This window comes from Mesoterricola sp. MK458, from assembly GCF_055384935.1.
Genome location: NZ_AP045075.1, coordinates 4,253,846 through 4,272,269, shown reverse-complemented (window position 1 = coordinate 4,272,269; position 18,424 = coordinate 4,253,846). Strand labels below are relative to the sequence as shown.

General features: G+C 69.2%; 10 protein-coding genes and 1 pseudogene. 4 read left to right on the top strand and 7 right to left on the bottom strand.

Translation table 11 applies throughout. The features are described 5' to 3' along the window. Window positions 1–8: 8 nt before the first annotated feature. A pseudogene (locus ACZ5LB_RS18685) lies at window positions 9–1,436 on the bottom strand (PAS domain S-box protein); the annotation flags it as partial. A gap of 703 nt (window positions 1,437–2,139) precedes the next feature. On the opposite strand from ACZ5LB_RS18685, the gene ACZ5LB_RS18680 reads away from it, so the two are divergent. The 4 genes from ACZ5LB_RS18680 to ACZ5LB_RS18665 all read left to right on the top strand — a co-directional run bounded on the left by ACZ5LB_RS18680 (window position 2,140) and on the right by ACZ5LB_RS18665 (window position 8,963). Further along, window positions 2,140–4,143: a molybdopterin oxidoreductase family protein gene (locus tag ACZ5LB_RS18680; protein WP_464603713.1), complete on the top strand. Its 2,004-nt coding sequence runs from the start codon at window positions 2,140–2,142 to the stop codon at window positions 4,141–4,143. A 166-nt stretch (window positions 4,144–4,309) separates the two neighbouring features. Next, on the top strand, window positions 4,310–6,232 hold the full coding sequence (locus ACZ5LB_RS18675; RefSeq protein ID WP_464603712.1) for a PrkA family serine protein kinase: 1,923 nt from the start codon (window positions 4,310–4,312) through the stop codon (window positions 6,230–6,232). Beyond that, on the top strand, window positions 6,229–7,467 hold the full coding sequence (locus ACZ5LB_RS18670; protein ID WP_464603711.1) for a YeaH/YhbH family protein: 1,239 nt from the start codon (window positions 6,229–6,231) through the stop codon (window positions 7,465–7,467). Before ACZ5LB_RS18675 ends, ACZ5LB_RS18670 begins: the two co-directional genes overlap by 4 nt. Next, on the top strand, window positions 7,464–8,963 hold the full coding sequence (locus ACZ5LB_RS18665) for a SpoVR family protein (protein WP_464603710.1): 1,500 nt from the start codon (window positions 7,464–7,466) through the stop codon (window positions 8,961–8,963). The genes ACZ5LB_RS18670 and ACZ5LB_RS18665 overlap by 4 nt, the downstream gene beginning before the upstream one ends. Before the next feature lie 324 nt (window positions 8,964–9,287). Here the strand turns inward: ACZ5LB_RS18665 and ltrA are convergent, their stop codons facing one another. The 6 genes from ltrA to ACZ5LB_RS18635 form a co-directional block, all read right to left on the bottom strand. Then, entirely contained in the window at window positions 9,288–10,574 is a 1,287-nt protein-coding gene (gene ltrA / locus ACZ5LB_RS18660) for a group II intron reverse transcriptase/maturase (protein ID WP_464603709.1), read from the bottom strand. A gap of 687 nt (window positions 10,575–11,261) precedes the next feature. Beyond that, window positions 11,262–12,572, bottom strand: a complete 1,311-nt coding sequence (locus ACZ5LB_RS18655; RefSeq protein WP_464603708.1) for a sensor histidine kinase — start codon at window positions 12,570–12,572, stop codon at window positions 11,262–11,264. Next, window positions 12,569–13,930, bottom strand: a complete 1,362-nt coding sequence (locus ACZ5LB_RS18650) for a sigma-54-dependent transcriptional regulator (RefSeq protein ID WP_464603707.1) — start codon at window positions 13,928–13,930, stop codon at window positions 12,569–12,571. The genes ACZ5LB_RS18655 and ACZ5LB_RS18650 overlap by 4 nt, the downstream gene beginning before the upstream one ends. A gap of 63 nt (window positions 13,931–13,993) precedes the next feature. Beyond that, a complete protein-coding gene (locus ACZ5LB_RS18645) occupies window positions 13,994–16,402 on the bottom strand; it encodes an ABC transporter permease (RefSeq protein ID WP_464603706.1) in 2,409 nt (802 codons plus the stop codon). A 10-nt stretch (window positions 16,403–16,412) separates the two neighbouring features. Then, window positions 16,413–17,108, bottom strand: a complete 696-nt coding sequence (locus ACZ5LB_RS18640) for an ABC transporter ATP-binding protein (protein WP_464603705.1) — start codon at window positions 17,106–17,108, stop codon at window positions 16,413–16,415. Window positions 17,109–17,127: 19 nt separating this feature from the next. Beyond that, window positions 17,128–18,372 (bottom strand): efflux RND transporter periplasmic adaptor subunit, encoded by a 1,245-nt coding sequence (locus tag ACZ5LB_RS18635; protein WP_464603704.1) that lies wholly within the window; start codon window positions 18,370–18,372, stop codon window positions 17,128–17,130. Window positions 18,373–18,424: the final 52 nt, after the last annotated feature.

Sequence of the window (18,424 nt, the reverse complement as noted above, 5' to 3'; positions counted from 1 at the left end):
TCCCGGTCCAGCTCGCCCCGGCCCTGGATGAAGTCGGCGGTGTAGCCGCTGATGAACAGGACCTTCACGCCGGGGGCCTCCTGGCGGATCTCCTCGTAGGCCTGCCGGCCGCTCTTGCGGGGCATGATCATGTCCATGAGGATGAAATCCACGGCTTCCCGGTGGGCGCGGAAGACCTCCACCGCCTCCTGGCCGTCGGCGGCCAGCAGGACCCCGTAGCCGTGGTTGCGCAGCACGAGCTCCACCATGGTGCGCACCGCGGGTTCGTCCTCCACCACCAGGATGGTCTCCGTGCCCCGGACGTCGGTGGCGGCGGGACCCGCCTCCTCCCCGGCCTCGCCGGGCGCGGCGGCCAGGGGCGTCAGCACCTGGAAGACCGAACCCTGCCCCGGGGTGCTCTCCACCAGGATGTAGCCCTTGTGCTGCTTGACGATGCCGTACACCGTGGCCAGCCCCAGGCCCGTGCCGCGGCCCAGTTCCCGGGTGGTGAAGAAGGGGTCGAAGATCCGCTTCAGGGTGGCCTCGTCCATGCCTTCGCCGGAATCCCGCACCTCCAGCAGCGCGTAGTCCCCTTCCCGGCCGAAGCCGTGGCGGGCCCGGAAGGATTCGTCCAGGCGCCAGGGCCGGGTGGACAGGGCCAGAGTCCCGCCCGTGGGCATGGCGTCGCGGGCGTTGGTGGCCAGGCCCAGGAGCACCTGCTCCACCTGGCCCGGATCCACGTACACGGAAAGGGCCTCCGGGTGCCGGGACACCTCCAGGCGCACGTCGGCGCCGATGATCCGCCGCAGGAGCTTCTCCACGTTGCCCACCACGGCGTTGAGGTCCAGGACCTTGGGGTTCATCACCTGCTTGCGGCTGAAGGCCAGCAGGCTGTGCGTGAGCTGGGCGGCCCTTTCCGCGGCCTTGAGGATCTCCGCCAGAGCGGCCCGGTTGGGGTCACCGGGGCCCTGGGAGAACTGGATGAGGGTGCCGTAGCCGTTGATCACCTGCAGCGCGTTGTTGAAGTCGTGGGCCACGCCCCCGGCCAGGAGGCCCACCGCCTCCAGCTTCTGGGAATGGCGCAGCTGCTCCTCGAGCTGCTTCTGCCGGGTGATGTCCTGCTTCAGCCCCAGGAAATGGGTGATGACCCCCTGGGCGTCCCGCAGGGGGGAGATGGTGGCCCGCTCCCAGAAGAGCCCGCCGTCCTTCCTGCGGTTGTGCAGGTCGCCCACCCACACGTCCCCGCCGGTGAGGGTGCTCCACAGCTCCCGGTACACGGCCGGGTCCATCAGGCCGGACTTGAGGATCCGCGGGTTCTGTCCCAGCGCCTCGTCCAGCGCGTAGCCGGTGAGCGCGGTGAACTGGGTGTTCACGAACTCCATGGTGCCGGACACGTCCGTGATGACGATGGAGATGGCGCTCTGCTCCACGGCCTGCGCGAGGCGGTGCACGAACATGTCGGCCCGGGCCCGGGAGGTGATGTCCCGGTACTGCCAAAGGCGCAGGGCGGAGCCGGAGCCGGCGCGCAGCGGCCGGGAGCGCCGCTCCAGGACCCGGCCGTCCCACAGCTCCAGCACGTCGAGGCTCGTGGCCCGGGCATCCCCGCGCAGCGCGTCCTCCCGGGCCAGGAAGACGTCGGGGTCCTTGAGGTGGGCCAGGATGAGGTCCTCCTCGCACCCCGTGCCTTCCCCCAGGCCCCAGATCCGCCCGTAGGCGGGGTTGCGCTCCACTTCGGCGCCGGCGGCGTCCACGATGCGGATGCCGTCCTCCCCCCCGTCCAGGGCGGTGCCCAGGAGACCGGCCCGGTCGCGCAGGGCGTCCCGTTCGTTCGTTAGTTCGCCATGCCGGGCGGCCAGGAGGCCCAGGGCCTTCCACAGGAAGAGCGCCAGGGCCCCGTTCAGGAGCAGCCCCACCCCCAGGAAGGGCGCCCAGCGCCAGGCGTGGAGGGCTGCCGCCAGGCCGCCCCCCAGCACCATGAGGGCGGAAGCCGCCAGGGCGGCCACCAGGGCCAGGGATGTCTTCCCATGGGTCATGCGCACGGCTCCGGACGTGGCCACGTGGGCAGTTCATGCTTCGCCGGGGAATGAATGCGCGTTCGCCCCCCCTCACCCATACTATCCATCCCCCCCGTGCCCGGGGGCACATCCTGCGGGGAACCCCATGCACGTGAGAAGGTCCGTTTGCCCCTACGACTGCCCCGACGCCTGCGGCCTCCTGGTGGAGGTTGAGGACGGCTTGGCGGTTTCCGTGAAGGGCGACCCGGAGCACCCCCACAGCCGCGGCAGCCTCTGCCCGAAAATGACCCGGTACCAGGACACGGTCCACAGCCCCAGGCGCTTGACCGTTCCTTTGCTACGCACCGGCCCCAAGGGGAGCGGCCGCTTCGAGCCCGCAACCTGGCCCGAAGCCATCGACCGCATCGCCTCCCGGTGGCGGTCCATCATCGCCGACCACGGCGCCCAGGCGATCCTGCCCTACTCCTACGCGGGCACCATGGGCCTGGTGCAGCGCAACGCCGGCCACCCCTTCTTCCACCGCCTGGGGGCGAGCCGCCTGGACCGCACCATCTGCACCCCGGCCAAGGGCGCGGGCCTGGAGGCGGTGCTGGGCCAGACCCCCTGCCCCCACCCCGCGGAACTGCGCACCTGCGACCTGGTGGTGCTCTGGGGCATCAACGCGGTGGCCACCAGCGTCCACGGCCTCCTGGACGTGCGGGAGGCGCGGCGCCGCGGCGGCAAGGTGTGGCTGGTGGAAACCTACCGCACCCCCACCGCGGCCGAGGCGGATTCGACGTTCCTGGTGCGCCCGGGCAGCGACGGAGCCCTGGCCCTGGGCCTGATGCACGTGCTGGAGCGCGACGGCCTCCTGGACCGGGCCTTCCTGGACGCGCACACCCAGGGCTTCCCGGAGCTGTCCCGGGAGATCCTGCCGGACTATCCCCCGGAGCGGGTGGAGGCCCTCACGGGGCTGCCGGCGGCGGAGGTGGAGGCCATGGCCCGGGCCTACGGCGCAGCCAAGGCCCCCTGCATCGTCATCGGCGGCGGACTCTCCCGGTACGGCAACGGGGCCATGACGGTGCGCACCATCGCGTGCCTTCCGGCCCTGGTGGGCGCGTACGACCGCCCCGGGGGAGGCTGCTTCGGGCACACGTCCACCGGCGGCGCCTTCGCCCTGGGCGAGGTGACGCGGGAGGACCTGCTGCCGGGGCCCGTGCGCACCGTGAACATGAACCGCCTCGGCCACGCCCTGGGCGAGCTTTCCGGCCCGCGGGTGATGTCGCTCTACGTCTACCACTCCAACCCCGCGGTGGTGGCGCCGGACCAGAACGCGGTGCTGGCGGGCCTGGCCCGGGAGGACCTCTTCACGGTGGTGCACGAGCGGTTCCTCACCGACACCGCCCGCTACGCCGACGTCGTGCTGCCCGCCACCTCCTCCCTGGAGCACAGCGACCTCTACAAGGCCTACGGCAGCTACTGCATCCAGCGGGCCCGCCCCGCCCTGCCGCCGGTGGGGGAGAGCCGGAGCAACTGGGAGGTCTTCGGGCTCCTGGCCCAGGCCATGGGCTTCCAGGAGCCCTTCTTCCGCCAGAGCGCCGACGACCTCATCGACCACCTCCTGGGCCTGCCCAGCCCGTGGCGGCAGGGCATCGACGAGGCGGCCCTGGCCGAAGGCCGGGCCGTGGAGGTGGCGCCGCCCCCGGGGCCCCGCTTCCGCACGCCCTCGGGCAAGGTGGAACTGCTCAACCCCCGCGAACCCCACCCCCTGCCCCGCTTCCTGGCCCCCCACGCGGAGGGCGAGGCGCCGCCCTTCTCCCTCATGACCGCGCCCTCCCTCTTCGGGCTGAACTCCTCCTTCTGCGAGCGGGACGAGCTGCGGGCGCGGCGCAAGGGCATGCGCATCCGCATGGCCCCGGGCGACGCCGAGGCCCGGGGCCTGCGGGACGGCGACGCGGTGGCCGCCTTCAACGCCCTCGGCGAGGTGGCCTTCGCCCTGGAGGTCTCGCCCGCGGTGCCCGCCGGCATCCTGGTGGCCGAGGGGGTGTGGTGGCTGGAATTCGCGCCGGGGACCCGCTCGGTGAACGCCCTCACGTCCCAGCGGCTCACGGACCGCGGGGGCGGCAGCACCTTCTACGACAACAAGGTGGACATCCGGAAGCTCGGATAATCCAATCATTCCAAAATTCAAAATTTATTTATAATTCTCTCCGCCTCCGCTTGACGGCAGGGGGTCGCGGGCTATCCTGAAAACTGGAATATTATTTATTCATCCGGACCCGCAGGGACGACCCCCTTTCGCCAGGGTTCCGGAGGTGCGCCCCGAAGGAGGCCTCATGTCCCTATTCGACCGCTTCCAGGACCGCTACGAATCCGCCAGGGAAGAGGAGATGTCCATCCAGGAGTACCTGGAGCTTTGCCGGCGGGATCCCTCCGTCTACGCCAACGTGGCCGAGCGCATGCTCAAGGCCATCGGCGAGCCGGAGATCGTCGACACGAGGCTCCAGGAGCGCCACTCCCGGATCTTCGCCAACAAGGTCATCCGCGTCTACCCGGCCTTCCGGGACTTCTTCGGGATGGAGGAGGCCATCGAGTCCATCGTCGCCTACTTCCGCCACGCGGCCCAGGGCCTGGAGGAGCGCAAGCAGATCCTCTACCTCCTGGGCCCCGTGGGGGGCGGCAAGTCCTCCCTCGCCGAGGAGCTGAAGTCCCTCATCGAGAAGATCCCCTTCTACGCCGTGAAGGGCTCCCCGGTCAACGAATCGCCCCTGGGCCTTTTCAACCCCGCCGAGGACGGGCGGATCCTGGAGGAGGACTTCGGCATCCCGAGACGCTGCCTCACCACGATCATGAGCCCCTGGGCCGTCAAGCGCCTGCACGAGTACGGCGGCGACATCACCCGCTTCCGGGTGGTCAAGCGCCACCCCAGCCAGCTCGGCCAGGTGGCGGTGGCCAAGACCGAGCCCGGGGACGAGAACAACCAGGACATCTCCGCCCTGGTGGGCAAGATCGACATCCGCAAGCTGGAAACCTGCAGCCAGAACGACCCGGACGCCTATTCCTACTCCGGCGGCCTGTGCCTGGCCAACCGCGGCATGCTCGAATTCGTGGAGATGTTCAAGGCGCCCATCAAGGTGCTGCATCCCCTGCTCACCGCCACCCAGGAGGGCAACTACAAGGGCACGGAGGGCTTCGGGGCCATCCCCTTCGACGGGCTCATCCTCGCCCACTCCAACGAGGCCGAGTGGCAGACGTTCCGGAACAACCGCAACAACGAGGCCTTCCTGGACCGCATCTACATCGTGAAGGTGCCCTACTGCCTGCGCGTCACCGACGAGGTGCAGATCTACCGCAAGCTCCTGGACAACTCCTCCCTGGCCCAGGCCCCCTGCGCCCCTGACACGCTGCGCATGCTGGGCCAGTTCTCCGTGCTCAGCCGCATCAAGGACCCCGAGCACTCCAACGTCTATTCCAAGATGCGCGTCTACGACGGGGAGAACCTCAAGGACACCGATCCCAAGGCCAAGAGCCACCAGGAGTACCGGGACCTGGCCGGCGTGGACGAGGGCATGACCGGGCTCAGCACGCGCTTCGCCTTCAAGATCCTCTCCAAGGTCTTCAACTTCGACCACCGGGAGGTGGCGGCCAACCCGGTCCACCTCATGTACGTGCTGGAGCAACAGATCGAGCAGGAGCAGTTCCCCGCGGCGGTGGAGGACCAGTACCTGCGCTACATCAAGGAGTTCCTTTCCCCCCGCTACGCGGACTTCATCGGCAAGGAGATCCAGACCGCCTACCTGGAGAGCTACTCGGAATACGGCCAGAACATCTTCGACCGCTACATCACCTACGCCGACTTCTGGATCCAGGACCAGGAGTTCCGGGACCCCAACACCGGCGAGATGCTGGACCGGTCCTCCCTGAACGAGGAGCTCGAGAAGATCGAGAAGCCCGCGGGCATCGCCAACCCCAAGGACTTCCGCAACGAAGTGGTGAACTTCGTGCTGCGCGCCCGGGCCCGCAACGAGGGCCGGAACCCGGCCTGGACCTCGTACGAGAAGCTGCGCGTGGTCATCGAGAAGAAGATGTTCTCCAGCAGCGAGGAGCTGCTCCCGGTGATCTCCTTCAACGCCAAGGGCAGCACCGACGAGCAGCGCAAGCACCAGGCCTTCGTGGACCGCATGACCAGCAAGGGCTACACGGAAAGGCAGGTGCGCCTGCTGTGCGACTGGTACCTGAGAGTGCGGAAGGCGTCATGAACCGCATCGTCGACCGGCGCTCCGACAGCCGGAACAAGAGTTCGGTCAACCGCGGCCGCTTCCTCCGGAGGTTCCGCCAGGAGATCCACAAGGCGGTCAACGACATCATCGACCAGGGCGGCATCCGGGACCTGGACGGGGGCCGCACCGTGGGCATCCCGGCCAAGGACCTCACCGAGCCCCAGTTCGGGCTGGGTGGGGGCGGCCTCAAGGAACGGGTCCACCCCGGCAACGACACCTTCAGCACCGGGGACCGGGTGGACCGCCCCCCCGCGGAGGGCGGCGGCAGGGGCTCCCGGGCCAGCCCCGACGGCGAGGGGGAGGACGCCTTCACCTTCACCCTCACCCGGGACGAGTTCCTGGACATCTTCTTCGAGGAGCTGGCCCTCCCCAACCTCGTCAAGCGCCACCTGGCCTCCGTGGAAACCCGGAAGTGGGTGCGCGCCGGATACACCCAGACCGGCGTCCCCGCCAACATCAACTTCATCCGCACCATGCGCGGCGCCGCCGGCAGGCGCATCGCCGCGGCGGGACCGGCGCGCTCCCGCATCCGGGAACTGGAGGAGCAGCTCGAGGCCGTGGATGAGGAGGCCCTGCGCCTGGAACTGGCCGGGCTCCGCCGGCGCATGGCCGGGGTCCCCTTCATCGACACCTTCGACCTGCGCTACAACAACCGCACCCTGGTCACCCAGCCCTCCACCCAGGCGGTGATGTTCTGCCTCATGGACGTCTCCGGGTCCATGGACGAGCCCAAGAAGAACATGGCCAAGCGGTTCTTCACGCTGCTGTACCTCTTCCTCAAGCGCAACTACGAGCGCATCGAGGTGGTCTTCATCCGCCACCACACCGTGGCCGAGGAGGTGGACGAGGACGTGTTCTTCCACTCCCGGGAATCCGGCGGGACCGTGGTCTCCACGGCCCTGCGCCTGATGCACCAGGTCATCCAGGAGCGCTACGGCAGCGGCCTCTGGAACATCTACGGCGCCCAGGCCTCGGACGGCGACAACTGGCAGGAGGACTCGACCCTCTGCCTGGACCTCATGGGCAGCCGGATCATCCCGGTGGTGCAGCACTTCGCCTACCTCGAGATCTCCGAGGGCCGGCCCCAGAACCTCTGGGAGGAATACGCCCAGGTGCAGAAGGCCCACCCCGACACCTTCGCCATGCGCCGGGCGGCCTCGGCCAAGGAGATCTACCCAGTCTTCCACGAGCTCTTCAGAAGGAGGGTGCCATGACCCAGCTTCCATCCGGATCGGACTGGACCTTCGAGGCGCTGGATGCGTACGACACCGCCATCGGCCGCGCCGCGGCCGGCTACGGCCTCACCTGCTACCCCCACCAGCTGGAGATCATCACCACCGAGCAGATGATGGACGCCTACGCCTCCATCGGGATGCCCGTCTACTACCACCACTGGTCGTTCGGGAAGCACCTCCTGGCCACCTCGAGCCGCTACAGGCGCGGCCAGATGGGCCTGGCCTACGAGATCGTCATCAACTCCGACCCCTGCATCGCCTACCTCATGGAGGAGAACAGCCTGCCCATGCAGGCCCTGGTCATCGCCCACGCCGCCTACGGCCACAACTCGTTCTTCAAGGGCAACCACCTGTTCCGGCAGTGGACGAAGGCCGATTCCATCATCGACTACCTGGTCTTCGCCCGGAGGTTCATGGCGGAGTGCGAGGAGAAGCACGGCCAGGACGCGGTGGAGCGGCTCCTGGATGCGTGCCACGCCCTGATGAACGTGGGGGTGGACCGGTTCCGGCGGGCCCCCAGGCTCTCGCTGGCCAAGGAGCAGCAGCGCCAGAAGGAGCGCCTGGACCACCAGCAGGCCCAGCTCAACGACCTCTGGCGCACCCTGGTGGCTCCGCGGGAGAAGGACGCGCCCTCCCAGGCGCGGTTCCCCGCCGAGCCCGAGGAGAACCTCCTCTACTTCATCGAGAAGAACGCCCCCCTCCTGGAGCCCTGGGAGCGCGAGATCGTCCGCATCGTGCGCAAGATCGCCCAGTACTTCCACCCCCAGCGCCAGACCCAGGTGATGAACGAGGGGTGGGCCTCCTACTGGCACCACACGCTGCTCAACACCCTCTACGACCAGGGCCAGGTGGGCGAGGGCTTCATGCTGGAGTGCCTCCAGTCCCACGCCAACGTCCTCCACCAGCCGCCCTACAACAGCGACTGGTACTCGGGCCTCAACCCCTACGCCCTGGGCTTCACCCTGTGGAAGGACATCCGCCGCATGTGCGAGGCGCCCACGGACGAGGACCGGGCCTGGTTCCCGGGGGTCGCTGGCCGGAACTGGCTGGATACCTTCCATTTCGCCATGGAGAACTTCAAGGACGAGAGCTTCATCGCCCAGTTCCTCTCCCCCCGGGTCATGCGGGACTTCCGCCTTTTCACCGTGAGGGACGACGACGCCGAAAGCCGGCTCGCCATCGGGCCCATCCACGACGACTCCGGATTCCGCCAGCTGCGCCAGGCCCTGGCCGAACAGTACAACCTCGGCAGCCGCGAGCCCGACATCCAGGTGTGGAACGTGGACCTGCGGGGCGACCGCAGCCTCACCCTGCGCTACTTCAGCCGCAACCGGCGGAACCTCGCCCCCGACTGGCCCAAGGTCCTTGGCCACGTGGCCACGCTGTGGGGCTTCAGGGTCAGGCTCGAGGAGGAACTTGCCGGGGGCGGCACGCGAGCACTGGGCGAATGTGAACCTGCGCGGCCGGGGAACTGAGCCGGGATCCTGCGGTTGCTGGGGTCAAGCGATGGAAAGGCCGAGCGGATCTTGAGAAAGAAGTGCGCCTCGTCCCGGTAGCGGTATGCAAACCCAAGATGTCTGAAGTCTGCTACTTCCGACCTGTTACCCGATGGATCCGGCAAGCTCCATTGAAGGACCTATCGCCGAGGCGCCGAAGACGCCGAGGGTCGCCGAGGAAAGATAGAAAATCTTTTTCGGCGATCCTCGGCGTCTTCGGCGCCTCGGGTCGGGTAGGCCCGGGGCGTTGCCGCCCCAGGCCCCCCACAGATCCGGACGTGCCCGATTAAGGCATCCGGCTCCTCAGACCACGTAAGTAGCTGCGAGTGGGCGAGGCACGTTCCTTTTCAGCCTTGGCTGAGGGAGCGGAAACCGTTCCAGCAACCTGTAGAAGGCTTTCCAGGAGAGCACTGCCCTCTGGGACCTCCGCCCCAGCCACTTCTTCCACAGGTGCATGACCTGGTATCTGAAGTTGCCGATGGAACGCGAGTTCCCTGTGATGCCGTAGTAGTTGTAGTGGCCCACCAGCTTCTGGCGCAGGGTCTTGTGCTGGTCCTGGATCCGTTCATGCCGGTTGTGCCTGAACCAATCCCCCAGCGTCCTGATGGCACGGCTGAACCGCTTCTTCGAAGTCTTCCGCTTCACCACCCAGGCCCCTTTCAGGGACTTGCCCCAGTAATGGGTGAACCCCAGGAAATCGAAGTTGCCAGGGCCCCCTTCGGGGTCCCGCGGTTCCTTCGGCTTCCGGAATTCCACCAGCCGGGTCTTGTCCGGATGGATCTTCAGACCGAACTTCTCGAATCGCTTCGGCAGTACTTCCAGGACACGCCGTGCGTCTTCTTCCCGGGCGAAGCCCATCACGAAATCGTCCGCGTAGCGCACCAGAAAGGCCTGGCCCCGCAGCCGGGGCTTCACCTCTCGTTCGAACCACACGTCCAGCACTTCGTGGAGGTAGATATTCGCCAGCATCGGGGAGATCACCCCGCCTTGCGGGCTGCCTGTCTCTGGGTGCGTGATGCATCCCTGGTCCAGGACTCCCGCGTTCAACCATTTGCCGATCAGGCGCTTCACCACTCCGTCCCGCATCCGCTTGTCCAGCATTTCCCGCAGGCAGGCGTGGTCCAACGTATCGAAATACTGTCGGATATCCACGTCTAGCAGCCACCCGCCCCCCATTTTCATCGTCTGGTTCCAGATGGCCTGCAGGGCCTGGTGCGCCGACCGCCCGGGCCGGAATCCGTATGAACAGTCCAGAAAGTCCTGCTCATAGAGGGGTTCCAGGAGCATGACCACCGCCCTTTGGAGGACCTTGTCCTCGAAGGTGGGGATCCCCAGGGGACGCTGGGTTCCATCCGCTTTGGGGATGAATACCCTTCGCACGGGCGGGGCTTTGTAGGGGTCGCCGTCCTTGGCCCGTCTCAGCAGAGATTGGAGATTTGCCTCCAGGTTTTCCGCATAGTCCTTGGCCGTCTGTCCGTCTATCCCCACCGCCCCATCCTTTCGGGTTCGCCGGTAGGCTTCCGTGAGCCATTCGACGTCCATGTGGTGGGCCAGGGTACGCAGCGCCGCCTCCGGCATCTGCCTGGACAATTCTGCTATCCGTTGTTGTTTCGTGGAGACCGTTCCGGGAGACGAAGTTCCCATGGCCTTTCCCTCCAACGTTTCCGTGATCTGGCAGCCCCTTGGCTCCGGCGGGTCCCTCGGATCGGTTCCCCGCCTTCATCGCTACTACGAGCTGCTCCGATTCCCTGCCGATCCTCCCGCTTCCCTCGTTTGGCTTGAGGAGGCGGTACCGCCTTCGCATCCGGTTGTTCGCTCCTGATCGGGTCGGTGCCCCCCGTCCAGGCCAGGGTTGTTTGGGTTGTGGCGTCCCTAACCACGGTTCCAGGCGGAAACGGCAGGGCCTCCCCGGTTCCTGGGGGGACCCCCTGCGAACATGCCCTGCTCTTCGACCCCGGCGGGACCCTCGGGTCAGGCCATTACGACCCTACGGTGCGGCCTTCCGTGCTGTCGACGACGTCGGCTCCCGCGCTCTAAATCTTTCGAGGCTCCATCACACGGCCTATTCGCTCGCTGTCTACGCTTCGCAGGGCAGGTCACCCACACCCTACGCAAGACTCGCTTCTGGCTGCTGGCCAGCTTTGCCAGGCGGGGGTGGTTACCCGCCGGGTCCCATTGCGAGGTTTCAGGTTTCTATGTCATCCATCCTCCTCGCCCCGGCTTTCCGGGCGCACCGACAAGGTTTTTCGTTTCGAACGACCTCGATGACGAAAGATCCTAGCCAAGTCCCGTATCGGCGGCCAGCGGCAGGCGGAGGACGGCTCGCGCACCAGGTCCATCCTCGCGGTTGGCCAGCACCAGGCTTCCGCCGTGGGCCTCGGCGATCTGCCGGCTCAGGACCAGGCCGATGCCGCTGCCGCCGGTCTTGGTGGTGAAGAAGGGCACGAAGAGGTTGCCTCCGGTGGGCAGGCCCTGGCCGCGGTCCTCCACGCAGATCTCCACGGCGCCGGGCTGCAGGGACCAGCGCAGGGTCACGGGGCCTTCGCCGGCGTCCACGGCGTTGCGCACCAGGTTGATGAGGGCCTGGGCGATCTGGTCGCCGTCGGCCTGGAGGATCACGGGGGGGCCCGGGGCGACGGCCACGGGGCGGCGCTGCTCGAGGCCCGCCACCCGGCGCGCCAGGGCCTCCAGGTCCACCTCGGCCAGGCGCGGCTCCGGGAGCCGGGCCAGGCGGGTGTAGCCTTCCATGAACCGGCCCAGGCCCTGGGCCCTGGAGGCGATGATGCCCAGGCCCTGGCGCGCGTCGTCCATCCAGTCCTCCTCCTGGCGCTCCAGGATGCGGATGAGGCTCTCGGACAGGGACTGGATGGGGGCCAGGGAATTGTTGATCTCATGGCCCAGCACGCGGATCACCCGGTGCCACACCTTGCGCTCCTCCTCGCGCAGGGGCCGGGTGAGGTCCGAGAGCACCAGGAGCCGGTGGGCCCGCCCGCCCTGGCGGAAGGTGCCCCGGCGCAGCTCGAAGCGGCCCGCCCGGCCCGGGAAGGCCATGTCGGCCAGGGCCGAGGCTTCCCCGTCCAGGGCCGCGGCGAGGCCCAGCTCCGAGGCGGGCCGGCCCAGAAGCCGCTCCTGGACGCTGCCCAGCAGCCCCGCCCCGGCCCGGTTCACCAGGCGCAGGAGGCCGTCCCCGTCGAAGGCGAACACCGCCACGTCGATCTCGGCCATCACCGCCCGCAGGAGCGCCGTGGCCTCCATGGCCTTCATGCGCTGCTGCTGCATGAGTTCGCTCAGGGTGTTGAGCTCGTGGTACACCGAGCCCAGGGCGTCGGCCAGGGACGGCTCCCGGGCGCGGAAGGAGTAGTCCCCCTCCCGGATGGCGGCCAGGAGGTTGGAGAGCGTCTGGAGGGGGCGCCGCACCCGCGCGCGGATGGAGCGCGCGGCGAACCACGCCGCCGCGGCCGCGCCCAGGGCCAGCAGGACCCGCACCGGCCAGGGCCAGGGGCTGCGCGCCAGGAGCACCGCCGAGAGCGCCACGGCGGGAAGCGCGCCCAGGAGGGCCTGGAGCTGCATCCGCCGGTCGTGGGTCATGCGGAGATGCCGAGCTTGGCCATGCGCCGGTACATGGCGCTCCGGGAAAGCCCCAGCGCCTCGGCGGCCGCGGTGGCCCCGCCGTGGCGGGCCAGGGCCTTGCGGATGAGCAGGGCCTCCATGTCCTCCAGGCTCAGGTCGTCCAGGGCCGGGGCCGGGGCGCCCTTGGCGCCCAGCAGGAGGTCCGGGGCGGTGATCCAGGGGCCGCCGGCCATGAGCAGGGAGCGTTCCACGGCATGGGCCAGCTCGCGCACGTTGCCCCGCCAGGGGTGGGCCAGGAGGGCCTTCTGGGCGCCGGCGTCGAAGCCGGCGACGGCCTTCCGGTAGCGCCCCGCCTTTTCCTCCAGGAACCGCGTGGCCAGAGGCAGGATGTCCTCGGGGCGCTCGCGCAGCGGCGGCACGTGGAGCTCGACCGTGTCCAGGCGGAAGCGCAGGTCCTGCCGGAAGCGGCCCGCGGCCACCTCGGCGTCCAGATCGGCGTTGGTGGCGCTGAGGATGCGCACGTCGGCGCGCAGGGTGCGGCTCGAACCCACCCGCTCGAACTCGCCGGTCTCCAGCACCCGCAGGAGCTTGGCCTGGAGCGGCAGCGGCGCGTTGGCGATCTCGTCCAGGAAAAGGGTGCCGCCGTCGGCCAGCTCGAAGCGCCCGGCGCGCTCGCCCTTGGCGTCGGTGAAGGCGCCCTTCACGTGGCCGAAGAGCTCGGATTCCAGGACGCCTTCGGAGAGCCCGCCCGCGTTGAGGGTGATCAGGGGCCTGTCGGCCCGGGAGCTGGCGGCGTGGAGGGCCTGCGCCAGGAGGCTCTTGCCCGTGCCGTTCTCGCCCGTGATGAGCACCGAGGCCTCCGAAGGCCCGATGCGGCTCACCATCTCCATCACGTGGACCATGGCCTGGGAGGCGGCCACGATGGCCGGGGCGCCCTCCCGGAGGATCCGGTTCTCGGCTTCCAGGCGCCGGCTCTTCCTCAGGGCCGCGGCCAGTTCCAGGTGCGTGCGCAGGGTCGCCAGGAGCCGGGCGTTCTCCCAGGGCTTCTGCACGAAGTCCTTGGCGCCCCGCCGCATGGCCTCCACCGCCAGGTCGATGCTGCCCCAGGCGGTCATGACGATCACCGGCAGGCCGGGCTCCCGGGCCTGGATGCCCTCCAGCAGGGCCAGGCCCTCCTGGCCGGACGTGGTGTCCTGGCTGTAGTTCATGTCCATGAGCACCAGGTCGGGCCGGCCCGCGTCCAGGGCCGCCAGCGCGGCCTCCGGGGAGGCCGCGGTGTCGGTGCGGAAGCCCTCGGACTTCAGGAGGAGCCGCAGGCTCTCCCGGACATCGGGCTGGTCATCGGTGATCAGGATGCGGGGGGCGTTCGAGGGCATGGTCGGGTTCCAGGGTCTATCCTACTCCGCGCGGGACCCGGGTTCAGGTGGTCCGAACGGTCGTCACTCGTTCCGCAGGGCCACCATGGGGTCCACCTTGGTGGCCCTCAGGGCGGGCAGGAGGCACGCCAGGGCGCCCACCAGGGACAGCAGGCCCGCCACGGTGACGAAGGTCGCGGGATCCCAGGAGGTGACGCCGGCGATCTGGGCGTCCAGGGCCCGGCCCATGGCCAGGGAGATCACCACGCCCGCGGCCACGCCGCCCAGGGCCATGCTCAGCCCCTGGCCCACCACCAGCTTCAGCACGTCGCGCACCTGGGCACCCATGGCCATGCGGACGCCGATCTCCCGGGTGCGCAACGCGGTGAGGAAGGTGACCACGGCGTAGATGCCCACCGCCGCCAGCACCAGGGCCAGGGCCGCGAAGGACCCCAGGAGGATGCTCCGGGCCTGGGCGTCCTGGCGGTCCCGGGTGAGGGCCGTCTCCATCGTCCGGGGGTTGCCCAGGGGCAGTTCGGGATCCACTTCCCGCAGCACCCGCTTGAGCACGGGGAGCATGCCGGCGGGATCGGGAACGGTGCGCAGGACCACCACGAAGCTGGGGATGGGAAAGCCTCTGTCGGTGACGCTGGCCATGGGGAAATACATCTCGGGCTGCCCGCCCTTGCTGAGGCTGGCGTGGCGCACGTCGCCCACGACGCCCACGATGGAAAGGAATGGCTCTTCCCGGCGGTCCATGGAGATGCGGCCCTCCAGGACGTTGCCGCCCGGGAAGTGCTTCCGGGCGAAGGCCTCGTTCACGACCATGGTGGTGGATTCGTTGGGGGCGATGTCGCGGCCCTGGAGGATGGGGATGCCCATGGCCTTGAAGTAGCCCGGGGTGACGTGGTGGTTAAGGGCCTCCTGGCCGTCCGCGCTCTCCTGGCCCCCCACGTCGTAGGAGCTGGAACTGGTGGAGCCCAGCAGGGGCGGCGTGTCGTTGATCCCCACCGCCGCCACGCCCTGGGTCGCCTCCAGCCGGCGCTGGAATTCGACCATGAAGGCGTTGCGGGAGGCGGTGTCGGCGTACTTGTAGCGGGGGAGTGAGATGCGGGCCAGGAGGACGTGGTCCGGGCGGAAGCCCGGGTCCACGTTCTGCAGGTGCACCAGGCTCCGGAGCATCAGCCCGGCCCCGATGAGCAGGGCCGTGGCCAGGGCCGTCTCGGAGGCCACCAGGAGGCCCCGCAGGCGCGGGTGGCTTGCGGTCCCGGTGCCCTTGCCCTCCTTGAGGGAGCCGGCCAGGTGGAGCCGTTCGGCCTTGAGGGCGGGCACCAGCCCGAACAGGACCGAGGCCAGCAGGGAGATCACGACGGTGAACGCCACCACCCGCGCGTCCAGAGGCGCCGCCTCGATGCCGGTGCGGTTGGACCCGAGGATGGCCACGAGCCCGTTCAGGGCCCAGTGGCCCAGGAACAGCCCCGCCGCGCCGCCCATGAGGCCCAGCACCAGGCTCTCGGCCAGTGCGTGCCACACCAGGGCGCCGGGGCCGGCGCCCAGGGCCGCGCGGATGGCCATCTCCCGCTGCCTGCGGGAGCTGCGGGCCAGCATGAGGTTCATGAGGTTGGCGCAGGCGATGAGGAGCACGCAGGCCACGGCGCCCGAAAGCACCAGGAGCGTCCCCCGGGCGTTCACGACCACCTGGTCCCGGAGGGGCACCACGCGGGCGGTGAAGTTGCGGTTGGTGTCCGGGTAGGCGGCGGCGAGCCCCGCGGCCACGCGCTTGAAGTCGGCCTCGCAGGATGCGGCGGTGGCCCCGGGCTTCAGCCGGCCCACGACGCCCAGGAAGTGGCTGCCGCGCTGGTCGAGCTGGTCCTTCGTGAAGGCGGAGGGCAGCAGGATGCTGGTGCCGCCGATGCGATGGGCGAAGCGGAACCCCTGGGGCATGACGCCCACCACCGTCGTGTCCAGCCCGCTGAGGCGGATGGAGCGGCCCACGATGCCCGGGTCGGCGCCGAAGCGCCGGGTCCAGAAATCGTGCATCAGCACCACGGCCCGGGGGCCTTCGGCCCGGTCCTCCTCGGGCAGGAAGCCCCTTCCCAGGAAGGGATGCACCCCCACGACCCGGAAGAAGTTCCACGACACCCGGCCCGCGGGGACGTCCTGGGGCTCCTGGTCGCCGGTGAGGTTCAGGGAGTCGTTGGAGAGCGCGGCCATGCCTTCCACCTGGCCCGCGCTCCGTTGCCAGTCCAGGAAGTCGGGGGCGGAGAGCGGGTTGTCGGAGCGGTCCCGCACCGGCACGGCGCCCCAGACCGCCACGAGCCGGTCCGAATCCGGATAGGGCAGTGGCTGGAGAAGCACTCGGTCCACGAGGCGGAAGATGGCCGCGTTGGCCCCGATGCCCAGCGCCAGGATCAGCACGGCGAGCGCGGTGAAGCCCGGGGTCTTGAGCAGGGAGCGGAAGGCCCTGCGGAGATCGTCGAGGATGGCGTGCATGGGTCCTCCCTCAGGCCTTGGCCAGGGATTCCTCGACGACCCGCCCGTCGAAGAGGTGGATGGTCCGGTCGGCGTGCTGGGCGAAACGCTGGTCGTGGGTGACCATGCAGATGGTGGACCCGCGGCGGTGGAGTTCCTTGAGCAGGTCCATGACGGCGTCGCCGTTGGTGGAGTCCAGGTTCCCGGTGGGTTCGTCGGCCAGCAGGATGGAGGGCCGGCCCCCCACGGCCCGGGCCACGGCCACGCGCTGCTGCTGGCCGCCGGAAAGCTGGCTGGGAAGGTGCTTGGAGCGGTGCGACATGCCCACTTCCTCCAGGGCCTCCATGACCCGCGTGCGCCGTTCGCCCAGGGGCAGCCCCCGGTACACCAGGGGCAGCTCCACGTTCTCGTACACCGTCAGGTCGCCGATGAGGTTGAAGCTCTGGAAGATGAACCCGATCTCGTGGTTGCGGATGCGGGCCCGCTCCGAGAGGTTGAGGCCCGCCACGGGCTTGCCGTTAAGGGTGTAGCGGCCGTGGGTGGGCGTGTCCAGCAGCCCGAGGATGGAGAGGAGGGTGGACTTGCCGCAGCCGCTGGGCCCGGCGATGGAGATGAACTCCCCTTCCTGGATCTCCAGGTGGATGTCGGAAAGGGCGTGGGTCTCCACCTCGTCGGTGGTGAAGACCTTCCGGATGGCGTCGAGCTGGATGATGGATCGGGGGGACATGGAATCTCCTGGAAAGGGATTACTTGATCCGGATGCGGTCGGAGGTGTCCAAGGCGCTGGTGTCCGACAGGATCACCTGGTCGCCGGGCTTGAGGCCTTCGAGGATTTCGATGGTGGAGACCGACCCGCGCCCCAGCTTCACCTGGACGCGCCGGGCCTCGGAGCCGTCGGCGCTGAGCCGGTAGAGCCCCAGGGTTCCGTAGGCCTGGGCCTGCACGGGACGGCCCACGAACACGCCGTCGGAGGCCCGGTCCAGTTCCACGATGCCCTCGACGCTCAGGTCGGGCCGGGCCCCCTTGGGCAGGGCGCCTTCGAGGGTGGCGTCCACCAGGACGGTGCCGTTGGTCACGGCGGGGTCGATGCGCGCCACCCTGCCCTGCACCAGCCCGTTGCGGGTGTCCACCGAGACCGTCTGGCCCAGGACGAGGTCCTTGGCCTGGGTCTCGCTGATGCGGAGCTCGGCCTTGAGGCGGGAGGGTTCGGCCACCTTGGCCAGGGTGCTGCCCGGGGTCAGGCGCTGCCCGACCTGCACGGGCAGGAGCTGCAGGACGCCCTTGAGGCCCGCGCGCACCTTGAGGGCCTCCACCTGGCTGGCCTTGAGAAGCCACAGGGCCCGGGCCTGCTCGACCTTGGCGCTGTTGGCGGCGAGCTGGGCGGTGAGGGAGGCTTCGCCGATCCTCAGGCGGTCCTGCTCGATCTGGTATCGGGTCGTGAGCTCCTCGGCCTTGCCCCGGGCCTGCATGAGCACCTGGCGCGCCACGAGACCCTCCTTCTCCAGGCGCTCGTTGGCGTCCAGGTCCATGCGCGCCGCGGCGTAGTTGGCCTTGACGGTGGCCAGGGAGGAGCGCTTGTCCAGGAGGGCCTCCTGGACCCGGGCCTTGGCGCTGGTGAGTTCTCCTTCGGCGGCCTTGAACTGCCACTGGGCGTCCAGGGCGGCCTGCTGCAGCTCGGGATTCGACAGCTCAAGGATGACGGTGTCGGCCTTCACCGGGGTGCCGGGGTACACGAGGATCTTCTCCACGCGGCTGTCGAAGCCCGTGGTGATCCAGCGCACGTCCACCGGCTGCAGGGTCCCGGTGCCCCGCACCTGGAACACCATGGGTCCCCGCTTGACGGTATCCACCAGGATCCCCTGGCGCTCCACCGAGGGCACCGCGGGCTTGAGCCGCGCCAGCCCGATGGTGAGCGCCAGGATGCCAAGACCCGCGCCCCCCCAGGCGTAGTACTTCTTGCGACTGGGCGGGGTTGTGATGGGGATGTCCATGAACGGCTCCGAAGGCTCTGCCGTCGAAGGGAAGCCAGGACCGTGCCTAACG

Coding starts and splice junctions, on each gene's coding strand:
- ACZ5LB_RS18675 (WP_464603712.1), top strand. CDS start 4,310: ATGTCCCTATTCGACCGCTTCCAGGACCGCTACGAATCCGCCAGGGAA.
- ACZ5LB_RS18635 (WP_464603704.1), bottom strand. CDS start 18,372: ATGGACATCCCCATCACAACCCCGCCCAGTCGCAAGAAGTACTACGCC.
- ACZ5LB_RS18650 (WP_464603707.1), bottom strand. CDS start 13,930: ATGCCCTCGAACGCCCCCCGCATCCTGATCACCGATGACCAGCCCGAT.
- ACZ5LB_RS18645 (WP_464603706.1), bottom strand. CDS start 16,402: ATGCACGCCATCCTCGACGATCTCCGCAGGGCCTTCCGCTCCCTGCTC.
- ACZ5LB_RS18680 (WP_464603713.1), top strand. CDS start 2,140: ATGCACGTGAGAAGGTCCGTTTGCCCCTACGACTGCCCCGACGCCTGC.
- ACZ5LB_RS18655 (WP_464603708.1), bottom strand. CDS start 12,572: ATGACCCACGACCGGCGGATGCAGCTCCAGGCCCTCCTGGGCGCGCTT.
- ACZ5LB_RS18670 (WP_464603711.1), top strand. CDS start 6,229: ATGAACCGCATCGTCGACCGGCGCTCCGACAGCCGGAACAAGAGTTCG.
- ACZ5LB_RS18665 (WP_464603710.1), top strand. CDS start 7,464: ATGACCCAGCTTCCATCCGGATCGGACTGGACCTTCGAGGCGCTGGAT.
- ACZ5LB_RS18640 (WP_464603705.1), bottom strand. CDS start 17,108: ATGTCCCCCCGATCCATCATCCAGCTCGACGCCATCCGGAAGGTCTTC.